The organism is Streptomyces sp. NPDC092369 (assembly GCF_044755245.1).
GTDB lineage: Bacteria > Actinomycetota > Actinomycetes > Streptomycetales > Streptomycetaceae > Streptomyces.
The window spans coordinates 739,856-762,512 of sequence record NZ_JBIVQP010000001.1 but is presented as its reverse complement, the minus strand read 5'-3'; the positions used below and the strand labels follow the sequence as shown (position 1 = coordinate 762,512).

19 protein-coding genes and 2 riboswitches are annotated in these 22,657 nt (G+C 71.0%); of the genes, 11 read left to right on the top strand and 8 right to left on the bottom strand.

What is annotated here, in order from left to right; translation table 11 throughout:
* Nucleotides 1-108: 108 nt before the first annotated feature.
* The 5 genes from ACIQI8_RS03410 (at nt 109) to ACIQI8_RS03390 (ending at nt 8,046) form a co-directional block, all read left to right on the top strand.
* A complete protein-coding gene (locus ACIQI8_RS03410; RefSeq protein WP_402344344.1) occupies nt 109-2,946 on the top strand; it encodes a carbohydrate-binding protein in 2,838 nt (945 codons plus the stop codon).
* A 2-nt stretch (nt 2,947-2,948) separates the two neighbouring features.
* On the top strand, nt 2,949-5,108 hold the full coding sequence (locus ACIQI8_RS03405) for a ThuA domain-containing protein (RefSeq protein WP_402344341.1): 2,160 nt from the start codon (nt 2,949-2,951) through the stop codon (nt 5,106-5,108).
* A 111-nt stretch (nt 5,109-5,219) separates the two neighbouring features.
* On the top strand, nt 5,220-5,672 hold the full coding sequence (locus ACIQI8_RS03400; RefSeq protein ID WP_402344338.1) for a MarR family winged helix-turn-helix transcriptional regulator: 453 nt from the start codon (nt 5,220-5,222) through the stop codon (nt 5,670-5,672).
* Nucleotides 5,673-5,852: 180 nt separating this feature from the next.
* The gene (locus ACIQI8_RS03395) at nt 5,853-6,809 is read left to right on the top strand and encodes an SDR family NAD(P)-dependent oxidoreductase (protein ID WP_402344335.1); all 957 of its coding nucleotides are present in this window, start codon (nt 5,853-5,855) and stop codon (nt 6,807-6,809) included.
* 16 nt (nt 6,810-6,825) lie between these two features.
* Entirely contained in the window at nt 6,826-8,046 is a 1,221-nt protein-coding gene (locus tag ACIQI8_RS03390) for a low temperature requirement protein A (protein WP_402344332.1), read from the top strand.
* Between the two features lie 4 nt (nt 8,047-8,050).
* Here ACIQI8_RS03390 and ACIQI8_RS03385 read toward each other — a convergent pair whose 3' ends face one another.
* Nucleotides 8,051-8,518 carry a nuclear transport factor 2 family protein gene (locus ACIQI8_RS03385; RefSeq protein ID WP_402344329.1) on the bottom strand — a complete coding sequence of 156 codons (468 nt, stop codon included), beginning with the start codon at nt 8,516-8,518 and terminating at the stop codon, nt 8,051-8,053.
* 30 nt (nt 8,519-8,548) lie between these two features.
* Here ACIQI8_RS03385 and ACIQI8_RS03380 point away from each other — a divergent pair, with 30 nt between their 5' ends.
* Nucleotides 8,549-9,214, top strand: a complete 666-nt coding sequence (locus ACIQI8_RS03380; protein WP_402344326.1) for a TetR/AcrR family transcriptional regulator — start codon at nt 8,549-8,551, stop codon at nt 9,212-9,214.
* A 275-nt stretch (nt 9,215-9,489) separates the two neighbouring features.
* On the opposite strand, the gene ACIQI8_RS03375 is transcribed toward ACIQI8_RS03380, so the two are convergent.
* Nucleotides 9,490-10,149: a TetR/AcrR family transcriptional regulator gene (locus ACIQI8_RS03375; protein WP_402344323.1), complete on the bottom strand. Its 660-nt coding sequence runs from the start codon at nt 10,147-10,149 to the stop codon at nt 9,490-9,492.
* Nucleotides 10,150-10,283: 134 nt separating this feature from the next.
* Here ACIQI8_RS03375 and ACIQI8_RS03370 point away from each other — a divergent pair, with 134 nt between their 5' ends.
* From ACIQI8_RS03370 to ACIQI8_RS03360, 3 genes are all read left to right on the top strand, one after another.
* Nucleotides 10,284-11,327 carry a medium chain dehydrogenase/reductase family protein gene (locus ACIQI8_RS03370; RefSeq protein WP_402344320.1) on the top strand — a complete coding sequence of 348 codons (1,044 nt, stop codon included), beginning with the start codon at nt 10,284-10,286 and terminating at the stop codon, nt 11,325-11,327.
* Between the two features lie 258 nt (nt 11,328-11,585).
* A riboswitch (cobalamin riboswitch) is annotated at nt 11,586-11,735 on the top strand.
* A 35-nt stretch (nt 11,736-11,770) separates the two neighbouring features.
* Nucleotides 11,771-11,992, top strand: a complete 222-nt coding sequence (locus ACIQI8_RS03365; RefSeq protein WP_123996460.1) for a CbtB-domain containing protein — start codon at nt 11,771-11,773, stop codon at nt 11,990-11,992.
* A 22-nt stretch (nt 11,993-12,014) separates the two neighbouring features.
* Nucleotides 12,015-12,767: a CbtA family protein gene (locus ACIQI8_RS03360; RefSeq protein WP_402344316.1), complete on the top strand. Its 753-nt coding sequence runs from the start codon at nt 12,015-12,017 to the stop codon at nt 12,765-12,767.
* Between the two features lie 249 nt (nt 12,768-13,016).
* Here the strand turns inward: ACIQI8_RS03360 and ACIQI8_RS03355 are convergent, their stop codons facing one another.
* The 3 genes from ACIQI8_RS03355 to helR all read right to left on the bottom strand — a co-directional run bounded on the left by ACIQI8_RS03355 (nt 13,017) and on the right by helR (nt 18,729).
* Nucleotides 13,017-13,625, bottom strand: coding sequence for a histidine phosphatase family protein (locus tag ACIQI8_RS03355; protein ID WP_402344313.1), 609 nt, complete (start codon nt 13,623-13,625; stop codon nt 13,017-13,019).
* 126 nt (nt 13,626-13,751) lie between these two features.
* Complete coding sequence (gene metE / locus ACIQI8_RS03350) at nt 13,752-16,070, bottom strand: 5-methyltetrahydropteroyltriglutamate--homocysteine S-methyltransferase (protein ID WP_402344310.1); 2,319 nt, start codon at nt 16,068-16,070, stop codon at nt 13,752-13,754.
* Between the two features lie 172 nt (nt 16,071-16,242).
* A riboswitch (cobalamin riboswitch) is annotated at nt 16,243-16,467 on the bottom strand.
* Nucleotides 16,468-16,563: 96 nt separating this feature from the next.
* Nucleotides 16,564-18,729, bottom strand: coding sequence for an RNA polymerase recycling motor ATPase HelR (gene helR / locus ACIQI8_RS03345; protein ID WP_402344307.1), 2,166 nt, complete (start codon nt 18,727-18,729; stop codon nt 16,564-16,566).
* Between the two features lie 400 nt (nt 18,730-19,129).
* Between helR and ACIQI8_RS03340 the strand changes: the two genes are divergently transcribed.
* Complete coding sequence (locus tag ACIQI8_RS03340; protein ID WP_402344304.1) at nt 19,130-20,167, top strand: enoyl-CoA hydratase/isomerase family protein; 1,038 nt, start codon at nt 19,130-19,132, stop codon at nt 20,165-20,167.
* A 65-nt stretch (nt 20,168-20,232) separates the two neighbouring features.
* On the opposite strand, the gene ACIQI8_RS03335 is transcribed toward ACIQI8_RS03340, so the two are convergent.
* On the bottom strand, nt 20,233-20,901 hold the full coding sequence (locus ACIQI8_RS03335) for a universal stress protein (RefSeq protein ID WP_402344301.1): 669 nt from the start codon (nt 20,899-20,901) through the stop codon (nt 20,233-20,235).
* 111 nt (nt 20,902-21,012) lie between these two features.
* The gene (locus ACIQI8_RS03330; RefSeq protein WP_402344298.1) at nt 21,013-21,498 is read right to left on the bottom strand and encodes a winged helix-turn-helix transcriptional regulator; all 486 of its coding nucleotides are present in this window, start codon (nt 21,496-21,498) and stop codon (nt 21,013-21,015) included.
* Between the two features lie 92 nt (nt 21,499-21,590).
* Between ACIQI8_RS03330 and ACIQI8_RS03325 the strand changes: the two genes are divergently transcribed.
* Nucleotides 21,591-22,109, top strand: coding sequence for a PaaI family thioesterase (locus ACIQI8_RS03325; protein ID WP_402344295.1), 519 nt, complete (start codon nt 21,591-21,593; stop codon nt 22,107-22,109).
* Nucleotides 22,110-22,169: 60 nt separating this feature from the next.
* On the opposite strand, the gene ACIQI8_RS03320 is transcribed toward ACIQI8_RS03325, so the two are convergent.
* Nucleotides 22,170-22,631 carry a VOC family protein gene (locus tag ACIQI8_RS03320; protein WP_402344292.1) on the bottom strand — a complete coding sequence of 154 codons (462 nt, stop codon included), beginning with the start codon at nt 22,629-22,631 and terminating at the stop codon, nt 22,170-22,172.
* Nucleotides 22,632-22,657 lie beyond the last annotated feature (26 nt).

Here is a 22,657-nt window from a genome sequence, read left to right as displayed (position 1 = left end):
CGACCAGATCACGCAAATACTCTGCAGCAGAGCACCGCTGATGCACGCGGCAAGCGCGGCCGGCGCGCGCCTTGCCTGACTCCCCACCGTCAGGAAGGAAGCTCTGTCATGTCTCAGCGCCCCCGCTCGGGGCTCAGATGGCTCACCGTCCTCGCACTCATCCTCCCAGCGATCGCCGCGGCGTCACCGACGGAGGCGTCCGCCGCGCCCCAGGACATCCCGCCCGGCGACTACCAGCACGTACAACTCGCGGGCGGCGCGGCCGAACTGGGGGAACCCATGTCCCTGGCCGTCCTGCCGGACCGTTCGACCCTGCACACCGCGCGGGACGGCACGATCCGCCTGACCGACGCCGTCGGCAACACCAAGGTGGCCGCCAAACTCGACGTCTACACCCATGACGAGGAGGGCCTCCAGGGCATCGCCGTCGACCCCGCCTTCACGACCAACCGGTACGTCTACGCGTACTACTCGCCGAAACTCGACACCCCGGCGGGAGACGCTCCGACCACCGGAAGCGCCGCGGACTTCCAGCCGTGGAAAGGACACCTGAACCTCTCGCGCTTCGTCCTGAAGAGCGACGGCACCCTGGACCTGACCAGCGAGAAGGTCGTACTCGAAGTCGCCAACGACCGGGGCCAGTGCTGCCACGTCGGCGGGGACATCGACTTCGACGCGGCCGGCAACCTCTATCTGACCACCGGCGACGACACCAACCCCTTCGACTCCGCCGGATACACGCCCATCGACGAACGCGCCGACCGCAACCCGCAGTTCGACGCCCAGCGCAGCTCCGGCAACACCAACGACCTGCGGGGCAAGGTCCTTCGCATCAAGCCCACCGCCGCCGGCGGCTACACCGTCCCGGCCGGCAACCTCTTCGCACCCGGCACCGCGGGCACCCGGCCCGAGATCTACGCGATGGGCTTCCGCAACCCGTTCCGCATGTCCGTGGACCGCGCCACCGGAATCGTCTACCTCGGCGACTACGGCCCCGACGCGGGTGGTGCCGACCCGGACCGCGGCCCCGGCGGCCAGGTCGAGTTTGACCGCATCACCGCGCCGGGGAACTACGGCTGGCCCTACTGCACGGGCACCAACACCACCACCGAGACGTACAACGAGTACACCTTCCCCAGCGGCCCGTCCGGCGCCAAGTACGACTGCGAGGGCGGCCCGACCAACAACTCCGCCCGCAACACCGGACAGTCGAAACTGCCACCCGCCAAGGCGAGTTGGATCAGGTACGGCGGGGATGGATCACCACCCGAGTTCGGCGGCGGCTCGGAGTCCCCGATGGGCGGTGAGGTCTACCGGTTCGACCCGAACCTCAACTCCTCCGTCAAGTTCCCGCAGTCCCTGGACGGTCGCTTCCTCGCCGCCGAGTACGGACGGCAGTGGATCAAGTCGATCGAGGTCAGGAGCGACGGCACCTACGGGACCATCGAGGACTTCCCCTGGAACGGCACCCAGGTGATCGACACGGACTTCGGACCCGACGGCGCGCTGTACGTCCTGGACTACGGAACCGGGAACAACAACCAGGCCCTGTACCGGATCGAGTACGTCGGAGGCAGCAACCGCAATCCGGTGGCCAAGGCCGCCGCGGACAAGACCTCCGGCGCCTTGCCGTTGACCGTGCAGTTCTCCTCCCAGGGCAGCAGCGACCCCGAGGGCGGCGCCCTGACCTACGCGTGGGACTTCGGCGACGGAGCCACCTCCACCCAGCCCAGTCCGAGCCACACCTACACCACCGGCGGAACCTTCCGGCCCACCCTCACGGTGAAGGACCCCGAAGGCCTCGCCGGCACGGCCAGTCTCGTCGTCACCGCAGGCAACACCGCTCCGACCGTCACGCTGCAGACCCCGGCCGACGGCCAGTTGTTCTCCTTCGGCGACAGCGTGCCCTTCCGCGTCCAGGCCACCGACCCCGAGGACGGCAGCGTCGACTGCGCCAAGGTCAAGGTCACCTACCTCCTGGGCCACGACAGCCACACCCACTCCATCACCTCCGCGAACGGCTGCTCCGGCACCATCAACATCCCCCAGGACGGCGAGCACGACAGCGCCGCCAACCTCTACGGCGTCTTCGACGCCGAGTACACCGACAACGGCGGCCTCACCGGGCACTCCGTACGCACACTGCAACCCCGCCACCGGCAGGCGGAGCACTTCACCGCCCAGTCCGGCATCGAGACCGCCACGCACGGTCCCGCCGAGGGAGGCCGAACCGTCGGGTTCACCGACAACGGCGACTGGATCTCCTTCAAGCCGTACGCCCTCACCGGCGCGAACCGGTTCACGGCCCGTGTCTCCTCGGCCGGCCCCGGAGGCACCATCGAGATCCGCGCGGGATCCGCCACCGGCACCCTCCTGGGCACCACCACCGTGCCGCCGACCGGCAGTTGGGAGACCTTCACCGACGTCTCCACCGCCCTGTCCACCCTCCCCGCCGGCAGCACCGAGCTGTTCCTCGTCTTCCGCGGACCGACCGGCCAGGGCAACCTCTTCGACCTCGACGCGTTCACGTTCGGCACCACTGCCACCGGGAGTACGCAGGAGGCGGAGACGTTCACCTCCGGTTCCGGCGTCCAGGCAGCCGCCCACGCGGCGGCGAGCGGCGGGCAGACCCTCGGCTACATCGACAACGGCGACTGGGCGGGCTACGCGAACGTCACCACCGCCGGCGCCTCCGCCTTCTCCGCCAAGGTCTCCTCGGCCGGGGCCGGCGGCACCCTGCAGATCCGCTCCGGCTCGGCGACCGGACCCCTGCTCGGCTCGGTCACGGTCCCGGTGACCGGCGACTGGGAGACCTTCACCACCGTCAGCACCTCGCTCGGCGCCGGCGGATCGGGCCCCCTGTTCCTGTCCTTCACCGGCGGCAGCGGATCGCTCTTCGACATCGACACCTTCACCCTGACCGCATCGGCACGAAAGGGGAGTTGACCATGAGCAGACGCACCTGGCGCACCGCCCGGCGCCTGGCGACCCTCGCCCTGGCCGCGGCCTGCGCACTGTCCCTGCCGACGGTGACGGCACACGCCGGCTCCACCAAGGCGGCCGCCGACTTCGACCTCCTGGTCTTCTCCAAGACCGCCGGATTCCGGCACGACGCCATCCCCGCCGGCATCGACGCCCTGCGCACGATGGGCACGCAGAACAATTTCTCCGTCACGGCGACCGAGGACGCCGGCGCCTTCACCCCCGCGAACCTGGCCTCGTACGAGGCGGTCGTCTTCCTCAGCACCACCGGCGATGTCCTCGACGACAGCCAGCAGAACGCCCTGCAGTCCTACGTCGACAACGGCGGCGGCTACCTGGGCGTCCACGCGGCGGCCGACACCGAGTACGACTGGCCGTACTACAACCAGTTGGTGGGCGCGTACTTCAAGAGTCATCCCGCCATCCAGCAGGCCACGGTGAAGACCGAGGACCGTACCCACCCGGCCACCGCGCATCTCGCCCCGACCTGGACGCGCACCGACGAGCTGTACAACTACCGCACCAATCCCCGGTCCGGCGTACATGTCCTGCAGACCCTCGACGAAAGCACCTACAGCGGCGGCGAGATGGGCGCCGACCACCCGATCACCTGGTGCCACCCGCAGGGCAAGGGCCGCTCCTTCTACACGGGACTCGGGCACACCATCGAGTCCTACAGCGACGCCTCCTTCAGGAGCCTGCTGCTCGGCGCGGTGCGGTACACGGCGGGCGCGGTACCGGGCAACTGCTCGCCGCCGTCCGGCACCCGTACCGTCGAGGGGGAGGCGTTCACCTCGGGTTCCGGTGTCCAGACGGCCGCCCACGCGGGAGCGAGCGGCGGCCAGACCCTCGGCTACATCGAGAACGGCGACTGGGCGGGCTACGCGAATGTCTCCACCGCCGGCGCCTCGGCCTTCACCGCCAAGGTGTCCTCGGCGGGGGCCGGCGGCACGGTCGAGGTCCGTTCCGGCTCGGCCACCGGCACACTGCTCGGGTCGGTGCGGGTACCGGTGACCGGGAGCTGGGACACGTTCACCACCGTGTCGACCACGCTGACCGCGTCCGCGTCAGGTCCTCTCTTCCTGAGATTCACCGGCGGCAACGGCTCGCTGTTCGACATCGACACCTTCACCCTGGGCACCACCCCGGTCGCCAAGGCGCTCAACCAGAACGTGCACCTCTTCTACTACCCCTGGTACGGCAGCCCGGTGGTGAACGGGGACTGGCGGCACTGGCAGCAGGGCGGCCATACGCCACCCGACGACATCGGCGCCGACCTGTACCCGGCGCTCGGCCCGTACGACTCCGCCGACTACGCCGGCGCCGTCGCGCAGCACATGAAGTGGGTCGCCCGGTCCGGCGCCGGTGTCATCGTCTACAGCTGGTGGGGCCAGGGCAGTTACGAGGACCGGATCGCCCGGGGCGTCCTGGACGCCGCGCAGAAGGAGGGCGTCAAGGTGGCCTGGCATCTGGAGCCGTACGCCGGGCGCACCGGGGCCTCGACCGCCGACGACATCCGGTACATCAACACCACCTACGGCGGCCACCCCGCCTTCTACCGCTCCGCCGACCACGGTGACAAGGGCGCCTTCTACGTCTTCAGCAGTCTCGACGTCACCGACTGGACGGCACTGGACCAGGTCACCGGCAACAGCATCGTGCTCGCGCAGACCACGGACACCAGCAAGATCCAGCACTTCTCCGGGCTGTACACCTACGACGGCATCGCCGGTGCCACCGCCCCGGGCTGGAAGCAGGCCGGGGACTACGCCCGCGCCAACAACCTCATCTGGTCCCCGTCCGTCGCACCCGGGTACATCGACGACCGGGCGGTACCCGGCAACACGACCCCCACCGTGGACCGCGCCGGCGGCGCGGCCTACGACCGGCAGTGGGGCAACGCCCTCGCGTCCGAGACCGGTGGCCCGCCGACGTGGGTGTCGGTGACGTCCTTCAACGAATGGCACGAAGGCAGTTCGATCGAACCGGCCGACGCCACCCCGCCCGCCGGACACGACTACCGGACGTACGACGGAGCGTACGGACTGACCGGAGAGGCGGCCGAGACGGCCTACCTGGACCGCACCGCGTACTGGGCGGACCGGTTCCTGAACGCCCGCAACTGACCATTCGCACACCGGAGCCGCGGGCCGACGCACGCTATCGGCCCGCGGCCAGGCGTTTCGTGGTGCGGCCGTACCTTGAGGTTCTTTGCTTGAGCACGCTAACCTGCGGAGATGACCGCCGAAGATCCCCTCGCAGCCCAGGAAGAGCGCTTCTGGCGTGCGCTGATGCGCGTCATCGTGGCGCTGCCCCGCTCGCTGGACGACGATCTGCTGCGGTCGACCGGACTGACGCTCACCGAGTACGTCGTACTGATGAACCTCTCCGAGGCCGAGAACCAGTCGCTCCGGATGACGGATCTCGCCTCGGCGACCGCGCTGTCCGCGAGTCGTATGACCCGGGTCGTGGACGCGCTGCAGAGCCGCGGGCAGGTCGTCAAGCGGCGCTTCGAGGGGGACGCGCGAGGGAATGTCGCGACCATCACCCCGGAGGGGCTGAAGCGGCTTGAGGCCGCCTATCCGGTCCACCTGGCGAGCGCCCGCAAGCGGGTCATGAACCACATCGACGGCCGCTCGCTGCCGGCCATGGTGCGGCAGTTCGAGGCGTTGGTCGAGAAGCTCGACTGATTCCCGACGCCACCGACCTGTGCCGAGAAGGTCCCGGACGCGCTCGTCGTGTCCGGGACCTTCCGCGTGTCCGGGTGCCGTCCCGCGCTCTAATATACAGTTGTAAAATAGAGCCCCCGGGCCGCTGAGACGGCCGGCCGCACGGACGCACGCACGTCGCTCGAACCAGGAGACCCCCTCATGTCCGTACCTCAGACACCGCCCGTGTTCGGGGCGAGCACCACCGCCGCCGAGGTGATCGACGGCGTCGACCTGCACGGCCGCCGGGCCGTGGTGACCGGCGCAAGTTCCGGCATCGGGGTGGAGACGGCCCGGGCGCTCGCCGCGGCGGGCGCCGACGTCACGCTGGCGGTGCGCAACACCGACGCGGGTGCCGACGTGGTCGCGCGCCTGCAGAAGGAACTGCCGCCCACGGCAGGGCGGTTGGCGGCGGGTCGGCTCGACCTGTCCGACCGGTCGACGGTCGCGGAGTTCGTGGCGGCCTGGGAGGGCCCACTGCACATCCTGGTGAACAACGCCGGCCTGATGGCTCCGCAGGAACTCGTCCGCACGCCCGACGGCAGGGAACCGCAGTTCGCCGTCAACCACCTCGGCCACTTCGCACTCGCCGTCGGCCTCCACCCGGCGCTCGCGGCGGCGGACGGCGCCCGGGTGGTCTCGGTGAGCTCCATCGGCCACCTCTTCTCACCGGTCGTCTTCGACGATCTGGACTACCGCTACCGGCCCTACGACCCCTGGACCTCCTACGGGCAGTCGAAGACCGCCAACGTCCTGTTCGCCGTCGGTGCCGCCGAGCGCTGGGCCGACGACGGCATCACCGTCAACGCGCTGATGCCGGGCAATGTCGCGGACACCTCGCTGGCCCGGCACATGGACATGGAGCAGGTCGGCGCCTTCCTCGCCTCGGGCGAACTCGCGCTGCCGCCGCAGAAGACGGTCGAGCAGGGCGCCGCGACTTCCGTGCTGCTGGCCGCCTCGCCGACGGTGGAAGGAGTCACCGGCCGCTACTTCGAGGACTGCGCGCCGTCCCGTCCGGTCGACGGGCGAGCGGGCGCCGTCGCCGGCGTCGCGCCGTACGCCCTGGACCGGGAGAACGCGGCCCGGCTGTGGGCCGTATCGCGGGATCTCGTCCGCTAGCGCCCCGGCTCCCCTCATGACCTCGCGAAACGAGCGGTGGGCCCGGCTGCGCCGCCAGTTGTGGAGACCGCCGCGCGCCCACGGCGAGCAGCCGCAGCACCGGGTGGTCGGCCCGTTGGAACTCTTCTACGACCTCATCGTGGTCGTGCTGGTCGCCCAGGCCGCCCACCACCTGGCCGACCACCTCACCTGGCACGGGCTGGGCGAGTTCGCCGTGGTGTTCGCGCTGGTGTGGATCGCGTGGCTCAACGGCACGCTCCACCACGACCTGCACGGACACGACGACGCCCGCGGCCGCAGTCTCTTCCTGCTGCAGATCCTCGTCCTGGTCCCCATGGGGGCCTTCATCCCCGAGGCCGGCGGTGAGGAAGGGGCCCACTTCGCCGTCGCCGCGGGCATCCTGTTCGCCGTGCTGGCCGTGCTCTGGCTGCTGGCCTCGCGCGGCAGCCCGGCGCAGTACCTGAGGTCCAGCCGGCTGTACGTGGCCGGGACGGCCGCCTGTGCGGTCGTGCTCCTCGCCAGCGCCTTGCTGCCGGCCGACGCCCGCCTGCTCGCCTGGGGGCTGCTGGCTCTCGTCTATCTCGTCGGGTTCGTGGTGGTGACCGTCGCGACCGTGCCGGCCGAGGCGTCGGCGCTCGCCGTCAGCGACGCGCTCACCGAGCGGTTCGGGCTGTTCATCATCATCGTGCTCGGCGAGACCGTCACGGGTGTCGTGGACGGGCTGGTCGGCGAGCCGACCAGCGCCATGGGTCTCGCGGTGGGCCTGGTGGCCGTGGTGGTCGGATTCGGCGCGTGGTGGACGTACTTCGACTTCGCCGGACACCGCCCGCCCAGGCGCACCCGTGGGGTGACCGCGCAGTGGATGCTCATCCATCTGCCGCTCACGGCGGCCGTGACGGCGATGGGTGCGGCGATGGTCGGTCTGGTCGAGCACGCGCACGACAGCCGGACGCCGGCCGCGACGGCCTGGGTCCTGTGCGTGGGCGTCGCCGTCGTGCTGACGGCGACGATGCTCATCGCGACCGGCCTGGAGGCCTGGCGGGACGAACCTCGGCTCTACCGTCCACTGGCGCTCACCGGTTTCGTCGTCGCGCTCGCGGCCCTGGCCCTCGGTGCCGCGCGACCCGCGCCGGTGGTCCTGGGACTCGTGCTCGTCGCCCTCCTCGGCATTCCGTGGGGACTCGCCGTGGCACGTCGACTCGCCCTGGACGAGACGGCGGAGGCCGCCGTCCTGTGACGCCTCACGGCGTGGAGGGGCGCGTCTCGGTCCAGTCGACCATCAGGCGGCGCTCGGCGAAGTACCAGTCGCCGCCCTGCTTGGTGAACTCGTCGAGGTAGCGGATCGACGCGATCATGAGGGTGCGCTGCCCGGAGTCGTCGACGGAGACGTGGTGGGCCAGGCAGTAGCTCTCGCCCGTGGCCCGGATTTCGTCCAGGGTGATCGTGCTCTGGCCGTTGAAGTGCGTGGTCGCCTGATACGTGGTGAGGTTCTCGAACACCGGGGCGAGGGACTCGCGGCCGTGCAGTTCCTGCGTCGGCTCCGCCGCTTTGGCGTCCATGAACACCAGGAAACGGGTGTCCTCGGTGAACAGGGCCATCTGCCCCTTGGCATCCCGCCGGTCCGCGCAGTGCGCGTAGGCGTCCACCAGTTCGCGGACGGCCAGCCGGTCGGCGGCTTCTTGGGCTGAGATCGCGGTGTGCGAGGCCATGACGGTTCCTTTCGCCGCACTATTTGACAGGTGTATAAAATCACTCCGCATGGCAGGCTGCAACGTGACCCCGAGGAGGGCAGAACGCTGAACGAGCGGATCGATCCCCGCATCACCCGCACGACCCAGGCCTTCGAGGAGGCCATCGTCGACCTCGCCGCGCTGCGGCCCGTCTCGCGGATCTCCGTCGCCGAGCTGGCCGGCCGCGCCGGGGTCACCCGTGCGACCTTCTACAACCGCTACGGCTCCCCGCTGGACCTGCTCATCCAGGTGCTCCAAGCCGACCTGGAGCGCGGCCACCGGCTGGAGGACGAGTGGCGGGCACAAGGCGTGTACGCGGCCCACGAGTTGCTGCGCATGGCCGTCACGGAGGTGGCCGACCACGTCGAGCGCTTCGCCGAGGTGTACCGGCACACCCTCGCCGATCCGGCGGACAGCGGGGTGTACGAGGCCCTTGTGCGCCATTTCAGCGACTACGCCCTGGCGTTCATGGCCCGTGGCCCCCACCCGGGACTGCCCGAGGCCAACCGCCAGGTCATCGCGCAGTTCATGGCCCACGGTTTCGCGGGCGCTATCAGGGCCTGGCTCGACGACCCGTCGGTCACGAAGGAGGACCTGATCGACGCGTCCGTGGCGTGCGCGCCCGCCTGGTGGGCGGTCGACGCCGGCCCCACGGGCCCGTCCGATCGTCCGTAGAAGCCGGCGCCGAGTTCTCTCAACTCCCGTACACCGCAGGGGGCGGGGGGCTGATGAAGGCGATGACCCGGCTGCGTACCGAGCCGGTGCCTGACGACATGCAGTGGGCCTGGTCGCAACTGACCCCGCCGGTCCGCATCGTCGATGGCCGAGACGCTCGTGACGCTGCGTGCCGGTGGTCCGATCACCACGGCCAAGGACCCTGACGACGGCCGCAAGACGCTCGTCGAGGCGACCCCCGTCGTTCGAGAGGGGCAGCGGAACCCCGGTGGTGTCTACGGCGTGGTCAGCGCCTCCAGTTCGCTCGCGAACAGCAGGTCCGGGTCGAATCCCATCCCGTTGAACTGACCGGCGAGTTCGAGCGAGAGGAGGCCGTGCAGCCGGGTCCAGACGGTCAGCGCCCGGTGCAGTACCTCCGGCGGGGCGGGGTGGCCGCGGGCCCAGTGCCCGTGCTCCCGCAGATGCTCGGCGAACGCCGCCCCCGGGCCCTCGGCCGGCGGTCGTACGGGGATCTCGGCGCAGGCGTCGAGCAGGACCGCCATGATCTCCGCGCTGATCGCGGTGGTGGTGTCGGGAGCGTGGTAGCCCGGGATGGGCGTGCCGTAGAGAAGGAAGTACCGGTGCGGGTCCGTCAGGGCCCAGCGGCGCATGGCGTGGGCCAGTCCGGCCAGGTCGGCGTCGGAAGCGGCGGCCGTGTGCAGGGTGTCGGCGAGGCTGCGGTACGCGTCCTTGATGAGCTCGGTGATCAGTTCGTCGCGGTTGGCGAAGTACCGGTAGAGCGCCGGTCCGCTCATCCCCATCTGCTTGGCGATCGCGTTGAGCGAAAGGCCGGAGGCTCCCGCCGTGGCGATCTGCTGCCACGCGTGCTCCTTGACCTCCGCTCGGACCTGGGCGCGATAGCGCTCGCGCGGGGTCTCCGTCCTCGTGCTCGCCACGGCCGCCTCCGTTCACGCCCCTGAGGGCACCCTGAGCGATTTAGTTAGAGGTTATCACGTTGGCTATTGACTATCCCTTGCGACGGTTATAGCTTCTAACTCAAGCGACAAGCGCTAGCGACGTGGAGGTCATCATGAGCACCGAACGACACGAAGGACTCGTCGAGGTCGTCCTGCCGGGCACGGTGGAGCCGGAGGGGCTGGAGATCCGCACCGGGGGCACCGTCCCGGCCCCGGGCCCGGGACAGGTCGTGATCCGTATGCAGGCGACCGGAGTCTCCTTCGCCGAGCAGCAGATGCGCCGCGGCCGGTACTACGACCAGCCCGCGTTCCCCTTCGTGCCGGGTTACGACCTGGTCGGCACGGTGGTGGCGGCCGGCGAGGGCGTCGGCACCGAGCTGATAGGCACCCGGGTGGCCGCGCTCCTCAAGGTCGGCGGCTGGGCGAGCCACGTGGTCGTCGACGCGGCGGACACCGTGGAGGTCCCCGACGGGATCGGCGCCGCGGAGGCCGAGACGATGGTCCTCAACGGCATCACCGCCTGGCAGATGCTCCACCGCAAGGCACGCGTGCGTGCGGGCCGGACCGTCGTGGTGCTCGGCGCCAACGGCGGCGTCGGCTCCGTCCTGGTCCAACTCGCCCGCGCCGCCGGGGCGAAGGTGATCGGCACCGCCTCCGTACGGCACCACGACGCCCTGCGCGAGCAGGGAGTGATCCCGGTCGACTACCGCGCCGACGACGTCGCCGCGCGCATCCGCGCACTCGCCCCCGACGGAGTGGCCGCCGTCTTCGACCACGTCGGCGGGCACGGCATCGTCGACTCCTGGCGCCTGCTCGCGCCCGGCGGCACGCTCGTCTCCTACGGCAGCGCCGCCACCCGGGACGACCAGGGATCCAAGCAGTGGCCCGTGTTCAAGCTGCTCGGCCGCGTCTGGCTGTGGAACGCCCTGCCCAACGGCCGCCACGCCTACTTCTACAACGTCTGGGCGGGCCGGGCCCTGGCCAAGAACGCGTTCCGGAACCGGCTGCGCGCCGACCTCACCCAGGTCTTCGCGGCCCTGGAGCGCGGCGAGGTCACCGCCCGCATCGCCGCCGAACTTCCGCTGGCCCGCACCGCCGAGGCCATGCGGCTCGCCGAGTCCGGGACCGTCGCCGGCAAGATCGTACTGACCCCGTGACGCGGTCGCGTCCAGGTCCGACCCCTGTCTGCTCGACCTGCTCCGGCGCCACCGGCAGGGCCAACTGCCCGTCACCCTCCCGAAGGTGCTCTCCGACTACCCCGATGTGGCCGTCGGCCCGGGAAAAGGTACGCGCGCGGGACCGCCGATCGCGTGGCGCCCGAACCGGCTTGTGCGCGCGGTGAATTGACGACGGAGGCCGACACTCCGGGCCGCCCCGCAGACGAGAGCCGCATCACCCCAGGTAGCGCGGTATTGGCCATGTTCGCGACACACGGTACGGTCACTCTGATATCGACGACGCCAAAACGGAAGCCGGTGGGAGTCCGGCACGGTCGCGCCACTGTGTGCCACCCCTTTAGCGGAGGGGGGCGAGTCAGACCCGTAGCCGTCGTCCTGTGCACCACCGAGATGGGACGCGAACTCCCAGAGGAGGCCCTGCCATGGCGCAGCACGTCGCTCAGCCGACAGCCACCACCCCCGCTCTCCCCGCCAAGCTGCCGATCGGCGCGATCGTCCCCTGGGCGGTCTTCTTCGGCATCCTGATGCTGGTCCTGCTCTACTTCGTCGGCGCCGAACAGGGCGCCACCTCCCTCGTGTCCGGTTCGGACGTCCACGAGTGGGTGCACGACGCCCGTCACCTGCTCGGCTTCCCCTGCCACTGACCCGAGGGAAACCAGCACTCACATGAACTCCGCAACGGTGCGAAACCTTCTCGTGCGGGGCATGCTCGCCGGCCTCGCCGCCGGCGTGCTCGCTCTCGTCGTCGCCTACTTCCTCGGTGAACCGAGTGTCGACAAGGCGATCGGTTTCGAGGACGCGCACTCCCACGAGCACGAGATGGAGATCGTCTCCCGCTCCCTGCAGTCCACCGCGGGCCTGGCCACCGGTGTCCTGATCTACGGCGTCGCGTTCGGCGGCATCGCCGCGCTCGCCTTCTGCTTCGCGCTCGGCCGCGTCGGCCGGTTCAGCCCGCGGGCCACCGCGCTGCTGCTGTCCGGCTGCGCCCTGCTGGCCGTCTACGTCGTCCCGTTCCTGAAGTACCCGGCCAACCCGCCGGCGGTCGGCGACCCCGACACCATCGGCAAGCGGACCACCCTGTACTTCCTGATGATGGTGCTCAGCGTGCTCCTCGCGATCGCCGCGGCCATCCTCGGCAAGCGGCTCGCGCCGAGCCTGGGCACCTGGTACGCGACCGTCGTCGCGCTCGCCGCGTTCGCCCTGGTGATCGGGCTCGCGTACGCGTTCCTGCCGGTCATCAACGAGGTCCCCGCGGACTTCCCGGCCACCGTGCTGTGGCGCTTCCGGCTCTCCGCGCTGGCCATGCAGATCACTCTGTGGGGCGGATTCGGCCTGGCCTTCGGCGAGTTGGCCGAACGGCTGCTGAACCCGAAGCCCGCCCGGGTCACGGCGGGTACGGCGGTGCCCGCACCGCACTGACACGACCGACCTGACGAGAGGGCCCGCCGAATCGTCCGGGGGCCCTCTCGCGTTCTCCCGTCAGTCCCGCCGACGACGACCCGGCGAGAAGGTGAGCGGACCGAGCAACTCCTGCGGGAACTGCTGGAGTTGGTCGCGGCACCGCCCGGGACCTGCGAAGCCGCGTCGACGCACACGGACCCGGACGCCGACATCGACTGGCTGCGCTGCGCGATCGCCGCGCTGTTACGCCGACACCGGGACCCGGCCTCATGAACCACCGGCCGACGGGACCTCAGCCGCCTCGGCCGTCTCCAGCGGCTGCCCGATCCGCACGTTCCAGCGGCCTGCACGCCCACTCAGCGAGGTAGCGGTCAACGGCAGTACGTCCAGCCGCCAGAAGGCCGCCGCGGGCGCGTCCGACGCGTGCACCACCACGGCCCGTACGACGTCCGGTTCGACCACGGCGAGAGTACGGCCGTCCGCGCCGAGGGACGCGTCCAGCCACCGCGCCACCCGCGCGCACAACTCCTCGACGGACTCCCCGCCGTGCGGGGCGGACGCCGGATCGGCGAGCCATCGGGCCACCGCCTCCGGCTCACCGGCACCGACCTCGGCGAGGGTGAGACCCCGCCAGCGCCCCACGTCCAGCCCCGCCAACTCCGCTGCTTCCTCCGACCCGTTGAGACCCAGCGCGGTTGCCGTCTGGCGGCAGCGCAGGCTCGGACCCACGACTACCCGCGCACCCGGAGGCAGGGCTCCGGCCACGGCACGGGCCCGCGTCTCTCCGCCGGCCTCGATCGAGCCGCCGTCGTCGAAGCGCGCCTGGCGCAGCGAGGTGCTCATCGCGGGCGAGATGAAGGTGACACGACTGGTCACGGGCGGCTCCTCCTGATGCGGTGCGTGAACTGTCAGTCTCCCTTGGACACGGCACGTGCCCGCGCCGGCCGGGGAGGGGCTCCGGCTCCCCTCCCCGGCCGACCGGACCGGCATCGGGCCCAGGCGTCAGGCCCCGTGCAGTTCCTCACGGACCCTGCGGGCGGCGGCGACCAGGTTCTCCAGCGAGGCCCGGGTCTCGGGCCAACCGCGGGTCTTCAGACCGCAGTCGGGGTTGACCCACAGCCGCTCGGCGGGGATGGCCTTGAGCCCGGTGCGCAGCAGATCGGCCGCCTCCTCCGTGCCCGGCACCCGTGGCGAGTGGATGTCGTACACGCCCGGTCCCGCCTCGCGCGGATAGCCGTACGAGGCGAGTTCGCGCGCCACCTGCATGTGGGAGCGGGCGGCCTCCAGGCTGATGACGTCCGCGTCGAGGTCGTCGATGGCCTGCACGATGTCCCCGAACTCGGCGTAGCACATGTGCGTGTGGATCTGCGTGTCCGGCCGCACCCCGCCCGTGCTGAGCCGGAACGCCTCCGTGGCCCACGCCAGGTAGGCCGGGCGGTCGGCGGCGCGCAGCGGCAGCGTCTCGCGCAGCGCGGGCTCGTCGACCTGGATCACCGAAGTCCCGGCCGCCTCAAGGTCGTTGACCTCCTCGCGCAGGGCGAGCGCGACCTGGCGGGCAGTGTCGCCGAGCGGCTGGTCGTCACGGACGAAGGACCAGGCGAGCATGGTGACGGGCCCGGTGAGCATGCCCTTGACCGGTCGTGAGGTGAGGGACTGGGCGTACGTCGTCCAGCGCACGGTCATCGGCTCGGGGCGGGAGATGTCGCCGGCCAGGATCGGCGGCCGGACGTAACGGGTGCCGTAGGACTGCACCCAGCCGTGCTGCGTGGCCAGGTACCCCGTCAGCTGCTCGGCGAAGTACTGGACCATGTCGTTGCGTTCGGCCTCACCGTGCACGAGGACGTCCAGGCCGGTCTTCTCCTGGAAGGAGATCACCTCCTGGATCTCGGCCCTGATGCGCTCCTCGTAGCCGGCCATGTCGACCCGGCCCGCCCTCAAGTCGGCGCGGGCGGTGCGCAGTTCACCGGTCTGCGGGAAGGAGCCGATCGTGGTGGTCGGCAGCAGCGGCAGGCCGAGGTGGGCACGCTGGGCCGCGGCACGTTCGGTGTAGGGCTGGGAGCGGCGGGCGTCGGCCTCCGTGACGGCGGCGGCGCGGGCCCGTACCGCCGGATCGTTCGTGATCGGTGAGCCGGTGCGGGAGGCCAAGTCCGCGCGGTTGGCGGCGAGTTCGGCGGCGATCGTGTCGGTGCCCTGGGCGAGACCCTTGGCGAGGGTGACGATCTCGGCCGTCTTCTGCTTCGCGAACGCGAGCCAGCGCAGGATCTGCGGCTCGATGTCCCGCTCCCGGGCGGAGTCGAGCGGCACGTGGAGCAGCGAGCAGGAGGCCGACACGTCGACCCGGTCGGCGAGCCCGAGCAGGGTGCCGAGGGTGGAGAGGGACGCCGACAGGTCGTTCACCCAGATGTTGCGGCCGTTGACCACGCCGGCGACCAGCCGCTTTCCGGGCAGTCCGCCCACGGCGGCCAGCGCGTCGAGGTTGGCGGCGGCGGCCTCGGTGAAGTCCAGCGCGAGCCCCTCGACCGGCGCCTTGGCCAGTACCGGCAACGCGTCGCCGAGCCGGTCGAAGTAGGAGGCGATCAGGAGCTTCGGCCGGTCGGTGAGGCCACCGAGGTCACGGTAGGTGCGCGTGGCGGCGTTCAGCTCGGCCGGCGTGCGGTCCTGGACCAGGGCGGGCTCGTCCAGCTGCACCCACTCGGCGCCCGCCGCACGCAGGTCGGCGAGGACCTCGGCGTACACGGGCAGCAGCCGGTCGAGCAGGGTGAGCGGGTCGAAGTCCGCCGGCACGCCAGGGGCGGGCTTGGCCAGCAGGAGGTAGGTGACCGGACCGACCAGCACCGGACGGGCACTCAGCCCCAGGGCCAGCGCCTGCGCCAACTCCTCGACCTGCTTGGTCGAGTCGGCGGTGAACACGGTGTCGGGGCCCAACTCGGGCACCAGGTAGTGGTAGTTGGTGTCGAACCACTTCGTCATCTCCAGCGGCGCCACGTCCTGGGTGCCGCGCGCCATGGCGAAGTACCCGTCCAGGGCGTCCGTCTCGACGGCGGCGCGGTGGCGGGCGGGGATGGCGCCGACCATGACGGTGGTGTCGAGGACGTGGTCGTAGTACGAGAAGTCGCCGGTCGGCACCTCGTCGACGCCGGCCTTCGCCAGCTCCCGCCAGTTGGTGCGACGCAGCTCGGCGCCCGTGGCGCGCAGGTCGTCGGCGGTGACGCGGCCCTTCCAGTAGCCCTCGATCGCCTTCTTCAGTTCCCGGTTCGGGCCCTGGCGGGGGTAGCCGTACACGGTGGCCCGCGCTGCCGCGGCTGCGGTCCTGGTGGTCACGGAGATCTCCTTCGCGAGATGGATCCCTGAGATCCCGGCGACGGGACACGAGCGCGAAGGGTGACGAAACCGGGCGGTCACGACCCCGCGCGGCAGTTGGAACCGCGCGGTCGTCCGCCTGGTATGTACGCCGACCCGCCCACGAGGTCACCGGGATGTCCGCGCACGAATCGGCCGTACGCGGGCAGTTGGCAGGTCTTCGGACTCGCGGGCACGTCCTCCGGTCTCCCGGCGGACTCCTACTGGCCGTCGCTTCCCAAGCCCTCCGTGGGCCCAGTGCGTATGACGGCGGTCGTTCCCGCTCACCGCTGCGGGGCAGTCCCGGATTCCCACCGGGTTCCCTCTTGCGACGCATCCCGCCTGGCGGACGGGGCGAACCAGCTGCACGGGCCAGCCTACGGGGTGGCGCGGCGGACCGAAGCGCCGCGTCCGCCGTCCGGAGGGTGATCCGGCCCGCCCGGGACCGGATCGGCGCTGGTCGTGGACGGGGTTCTCAGCTGCTGAGGACCACGAGTTGCTGGGTCGCCCGGGTCATCGCCACATAGTGGTCGACCGCACCTTCGATGCCCTCGCCGAACTTCTCCGGGTCGACGAGGACGACCAGGTCGAACTCGAGTCCCTTCGACAGCTCGGGAGTCAGTGAGCGGACTCGGGACGTCGCCCGGAACGTGGGATCACCGATGACACAGGCGATGCCGTCGTCGTGTGCGGCGAGCCAGGTGTCGAGGACCGAGTTCAGATCCGAGGCGGGGCCGTGCACGACGGGGACACCGCTGCTGCGGATGGAGGTCGGGACGTTGGCGTCCGGGAGCGCGGCCCGGATGACCGGCTCGGCCTCCGCCATGACCTCTTCAGGGGTGCGGTAGTTGATGCTCAGCGAGGCCACGTCGATCCGGTTGAGTCCGATGCGTTCGAGCCGTTCCTGCCAGGACTCCGTGAACCCGTGCCGGGCCTGGGCGCGGTCCCCGACGATGGTGAAGCTCCGGGACGGGCACCGCAGCAGCAGCATCTGCCACTGGGCGTCGGTCAGTTCCTGCGCCTCGTCCACGACGACGTGCGCGAACGGTCCGGCCAGCAGGTCCGGGTCGACGGTGGTCAGTTCGGCCTCGTCGACCAGGCTGACCTGGGCGTCCTCGCCACGCAGCATCTTCACCAGGCCGATGCCCTCGTCACCGTCGTCGCCCGAGGTGGACACGGCCTCGATCAGGTTGTCGACGACCTGGGTCATGCGCTCGCGCTGGGCGGCGAGGATTGCCTTGTGGCGGCGCTCGCGCCGCGCCGCCTCCGGGTCGCCGAGCCGCTGCCGTGCCGCGTCCAGGAAGGGGAGGTCGGACACCGTCCAGGCCTGGGCCTCCGCGCGCTGCAGCTTCTGGACGTCGTCGCGGTCCAGCCAGGGAGCGCACATCCGCAGATAGGCGGGGACCGTCCACAGATCGCCGACCAGGTCGGTCGCTTCGAGCAGCGGCCACGCGCGGTTGAAGGCCGTCAGCAGCGCCCGGTTCTGGAGCAGCGACTTGCGCAACAGGGTGGTCGGGGCGTCGCCCTCGTGCTTCTCCATCAGGAGGGTGAGCAGTTCCTCCCAGACCTGCTCGCGCGCCTCGTTGTGCGGAGTACCGGGTTCGGCCGCGTCGAACGCCACGGCCCAGTCGTCGGCGCTCAGCGGGATGTCGGACCAGTGGGTGGTGACCGTCATGCCCTTGGCGGGTGGCTCCTCGTAGAACCTGACGGCCTTCTCGATCGCCTTCACCAGGTCCGCGGACGACTTCAGGGCGGCCACCTCGGGGTCGCTCTCCTCCTTGGCCGCCGCCCCCTCGGCGACGAGGTCCCGCAGGATGCAGGTCTGCACGCCCTCCTCACCGAGGCTCGGCAGGACGTCGGAGACGTAGTCCAGGTACGGCCGGTGCGGACCGACGAACAGGACGCCGCCACGGCGGTGGCCGAGACGCGGGTCGGAGTACAGGAGATAGGCGGAGCGGTGCAGGGCGACGACGGTCTTGCCCGTGCCCGGACCGCCGTCGACGACGAGCGTGCCGCGGGATCCCGCGCGGATGATGGCGTCCTGGTCGGCCTGGATGGTGCCGAGCACGTCCCGCATCCGCGCCGACCGATTGCTGCCGAGGCTCGCGATGAACGCGGACTGGTCGTCGAGCGCGGCATGCCCGGCGAACCCGTCCGCGGTGAACACCTCGTCCCAGTAGTCGCTGATCCGGCCCTCGGTCCAGCGGTACCTGCGGCGGCTCGACAGACCCATCGGGTTGGCGTGGGTGGCGCCGAAGAACGGCTCGGCGGCGGGGGAGCGCCAGTCGAGCAGCAGCCGGCGGCCCGTGCTGTCGGTGAGGCCGAGGCGTCCGACGTACACGGGCTCGGAGCCGTCCGCGAGGACCATGTGCCCCAGGCACAGATCCAGGCCGAAGCGGCGCAGGGTGCGCAGCCGGGCGGTCACCTGGTGGACCTCGGTGTCCCGGTCCATCGCCTCCCGGCCGAGGCCGCCGGGCGCCTTGCGCGCGGTGTCGAGGCGCTCGGTCAGCTCGGCGATCGACTCCTCCAGGCACTCCGCGATGGCTGCGAAGTGCTGCTCGTCGGCGGAGATCAGGGCCGGGTCCGCTTTCGCGGACAGCCGGTCGGGAAGGTCGAACGCGCTGGTGGTGAGGGGGTTCACGGCGTTGGCTCCGAGGCTCCGAAGATGGGGTGGTGTGGCTGGGCGCCGGCCGGCCGGGCCCATGTGATCGACGTCGACGTGGCTCACGCGGCTACGGCCGCCTTCTCCTGATCGACAACCGTGGGACGCACGCCGCCCCCGGCCGGACATCCTCGCGGCTCATGGATCGACAACAGCACACGCACTCAGCGACTCCCGTTTTTCCGCCCGTTTTGGCTCAGGTCGGTGATTGTGCGCCACGAAGGGGGCCTTGCCGCAAGGCCCCCAGTGCGCTATAGGTTGTTAGTGGCAGGGAGCGCTGGGACCTCCCTGCCTTTGTGTTGTCCGTCTCCGCGTACGGTGTCGGAAGATCGTCCGTGACCTGCGGGTCCACCGGCTTCTGGAAGGAACCAAGGAGACCATGCGCGAATCGGTGCTGCTGACCACCGCCGGCCGGTCCGCCCACATCACCCTCAACCGCCCCACGGCCATCAACGCCCTGGATCACGCGATGGTCCGCCGCATCGACGAGGCCCTGACCACCTGGGAGTCCGACCCTTCCGTCGAGGCCGTCGTCATCACCGGCGCGGGGGAGCGGGGACTGTGCGCGGGCGGTGACATCCGAGTCGTCCACGACGACGCCCGTGACGGCGACGGTACCGCGTCGGCCGCCTTCTGGCGGGACGAGTACCACCTGAACGCCCGCATCGCGCACTACCCCAAGCCCTACGTCGCCGTCATGGACGGGATCGTGATGGGCGGCGGCGTCGGCATCTCCGCACACGGAAGTGTCCGCGTCGTCACCGAGCGCTCGCGGGTGGCCATGCCGGAGACGGGCATCGGCTTCGTGCCGGACGTCGGCGGTACGTATCTCCTCTCCCGTGTCCCGGGCGAGCTGGGCACTCACCTGGCCCTGACGGGCGCGCACGTCGGCGCCGGGGACGCCTTGTCGTGCGGGCTGGCGAATCACTACGTGCCCTCCGAGTCGCTCCCGGGCTTCGTCGAGGACCTGGCCGACCTGCCCGTCCGGGAAGCACTCGAACGTCATGGACGGCCTTCCCCGGAAGGGGAGTTGGCGGGCCGGCGGGAGTGGATCGACTCCTGCTACGCCGCTGACACGGTGGAAGAGATCATCGACCGCCTCCTCGCGCACGGCGACCCGGCCGCGAAGGAGACGGCGGAGATCCTGCTCACCAAGTCGCCCACCGCCCTCAAGGTCACCCTGGCCGCCATGCGCCGCGCCCGCCGACTCGGCTCGCTGGAGCGGGTGTTGGACCAGGAGTACCGCGTCTCCTGCGCGTTCCTCTCCACACCTGACCTGGTCGAGGGCATCCGCGCCCAGGTCATCGACAAGGACCGCGATCCGCGCTGGTCACCGGCGACCCTGGCCGAGGTGAGCGACGCCGACGTGGAGCGCTTCTTCGAGCCGCTGGGCGCGCGGGAACTCGGGCTGGCGTAGCCGCGTAGGGGACGAGCCCTCGGGGAATCCCAGGCGGCCTGGACGGCACTTGCCACGGCACCCGCCTACCAGCGAACGACCGCGACCGGGCACGTCGTGTCGCGCAGCAGCGCCGTGGTGACGTCGCCCCGCCCGCCGCCGGCCCTCGCACCCACCACGACCAGCGCCGCGTTCGCGGAATGGTTCAGGAGGGCCTCGGCGGGCGGGAGCAGGACGACGTCCTCAAGTACCGGAACGTCCGGGTACTTGCTCCGCCAGGGGCGTAACGCGTCGGCCAGGAGCTGGACCTCGTGGTCCTCCCAGGTGGCCCGGTCCTGTTCCGGCACGGCGAACGGGAACTCGGCCGCGCTCGGGGGAAGTCGCCAGGCGTGGACGACATGCAGGCGCGTCCCGCGCAGCCGTGCGCTGTCGAAGGCGAAGTCGATCGCCGCGCTCGCCGGATCATGGGCGTCGAGGCCGAGGACGACGCCCGAGGGCCGGGTGAAGGGCCGGCCGCTGTTCTCCGGTACCAGCACCACCGGAGTGATCGAGACGGGGACGCTCGCCGGAAGGGACGGTCGTGAGGCCGCCCGGTGCATGCCCAGCACGACCAACTTGGCCTCGGCCGGGTCCGGTTGGGGATCGTGCAGCACGCACAGGGGCAGCCCGCGCAACAGCGCCTCACGGCTGGCCCATTCGACCGCGTCCCGGCTGCTCGTCGACCGGTCGGTACGCGCGACGATCACTTGCTCCATGGCCGTTCGCCTCTCTGGCACAGACGGGCGCAGAAGGGAGATGTCCCCTGTGCACCAGCCTGCCCCGCCCACGCCGCCGTGGACAGAGGCCGAACGGTCAACGTCCGGGTCTCACTTCGGGACGACCGGGCTCCGATACGGTCGCGCACCCGGCCCCGGCCGCGCGGTCACGTCCCTCGGCGTGAGCGGTACATGCTCGTCGGCGCACTCGACGACGACCCGTACCGGCGCCCCGCAGTCGGTGTGCCGCATGTCCAGGACGGGACCCTCGGGGTCGGGGTCGTAGGTGTCGCCCCACTGGCGCAGGGCGACCAGGACCGGCCAGAGGTCCCAGCCCTTGCGGGTCAGCCGGTACTCGTTGCGGACGCGATGACCCGGCTCCTGATAGGGGACGGTCCGGAGGATCCCGGCCGCGGTGAGCTTGCGCAGCCGGTCGCTGAGGACCGCCTCCGACAACCCCATGTGTCGACGGAACTCCTCGAACCGGCGCACGCCGATCGCCGCGTCCCGAAGCACGAGCAGCGTCCATTTCTCGCCGACCAGATCGAGCGTGCGCTGGACGGGACAGTTCTCGGTACGGACGTCGAGCCACTCCATTCCGCCATCGTAGAGGCCTGGCTTCGTCATTGACAGTCAGGTGACGGTCCAGCTAGCTTCGAATGACGAAGTCAGCTGGGAGGCGGCACGGCATGGGACGTACACGCACGTACGAGTGGGAGGACCCCACGGTCACGGCGGCGGCCGTCGGACACGGCTCCGGCCTGGACTTCCTCCGTGCGGTGCAGGGCGGCCGGCTGCCGGCGCCGCCCGTCTCGGCCACGCTGGACTTCACGCTCGACGAGGTGGCCGAGGGGCACGCCGTGTTCTCCCTGCTGCCGGGGGAGGAGCACTACAACCCCATCGGCAGCGTGCACGGCGGCGTCTACGCCACCCTTCTCGACTCTGCCGCGGGCTGCGCCGTGCAGTCCACGCTTCCCGCCGGCATGGGGTACACCTCGCTGGATCTGACCGTGAAGTTCCTGCGCCGGATCACCGTGGACACGGGCCGGGTGCGTGCCGTCGGCAGGGTCGTCAACCGGGGCCGCCAGACCGCGCTGGCCGAGGCGACGCTGCTCGACGAGAAGGACCGCCTGCTGGCTCACGCGACCAGCAGCTGCCTGCTGTTCCCGGTGCCGGTCGCGGAGAGTGGCGGAGGCGGCGGGGCGTGACGTGCTGATTCGCCGGCACCTGCCGCCTCAGCCCCCTGCGCCCCGGCCGCACGCTCCGCTTCAGCGCGGTTCGCCGCGATAGGTGCCGAAGTACCAGCGGTTGCCCTCGGGGTCGCGGGCCGCGAAGTCACGGGAGCCGTAGTCGGTGACCCGCAGCTCCGTGGTGATCTCGGCACCGGCCGCCTTGGCCCGGGCATGGACGGCGTCCGGATCGGCGGTGACGACGTAGGCGCTGAACGCGCCTGGCGGAGTAGGGCAGTTGGCGGGGTCCTGGTCCTCACGGACCGAGCCCAGCATGATGCCGCCGCCCTCGGGCCAGGCCAGTTCGGCGTGCTGGACCAGGTCGCCGTCGCCGTGGACCACGGTCTCCTCGAAGCCGAAGGCGTCGACCAGGAAGCGGATCAGTGCCCGGGCGTCCCTGGCGCGCAGGCTCGGCCAGACCTGCGGGGCGGGCGGCTGCTTGCCCGACTCGGGGTTGCTCGAAGTGGTGGGCGTGGTCGCGGAGTTGGGAGTGCCGGGCATGATGAGCCGCCTTTCGCTGAGTCGCC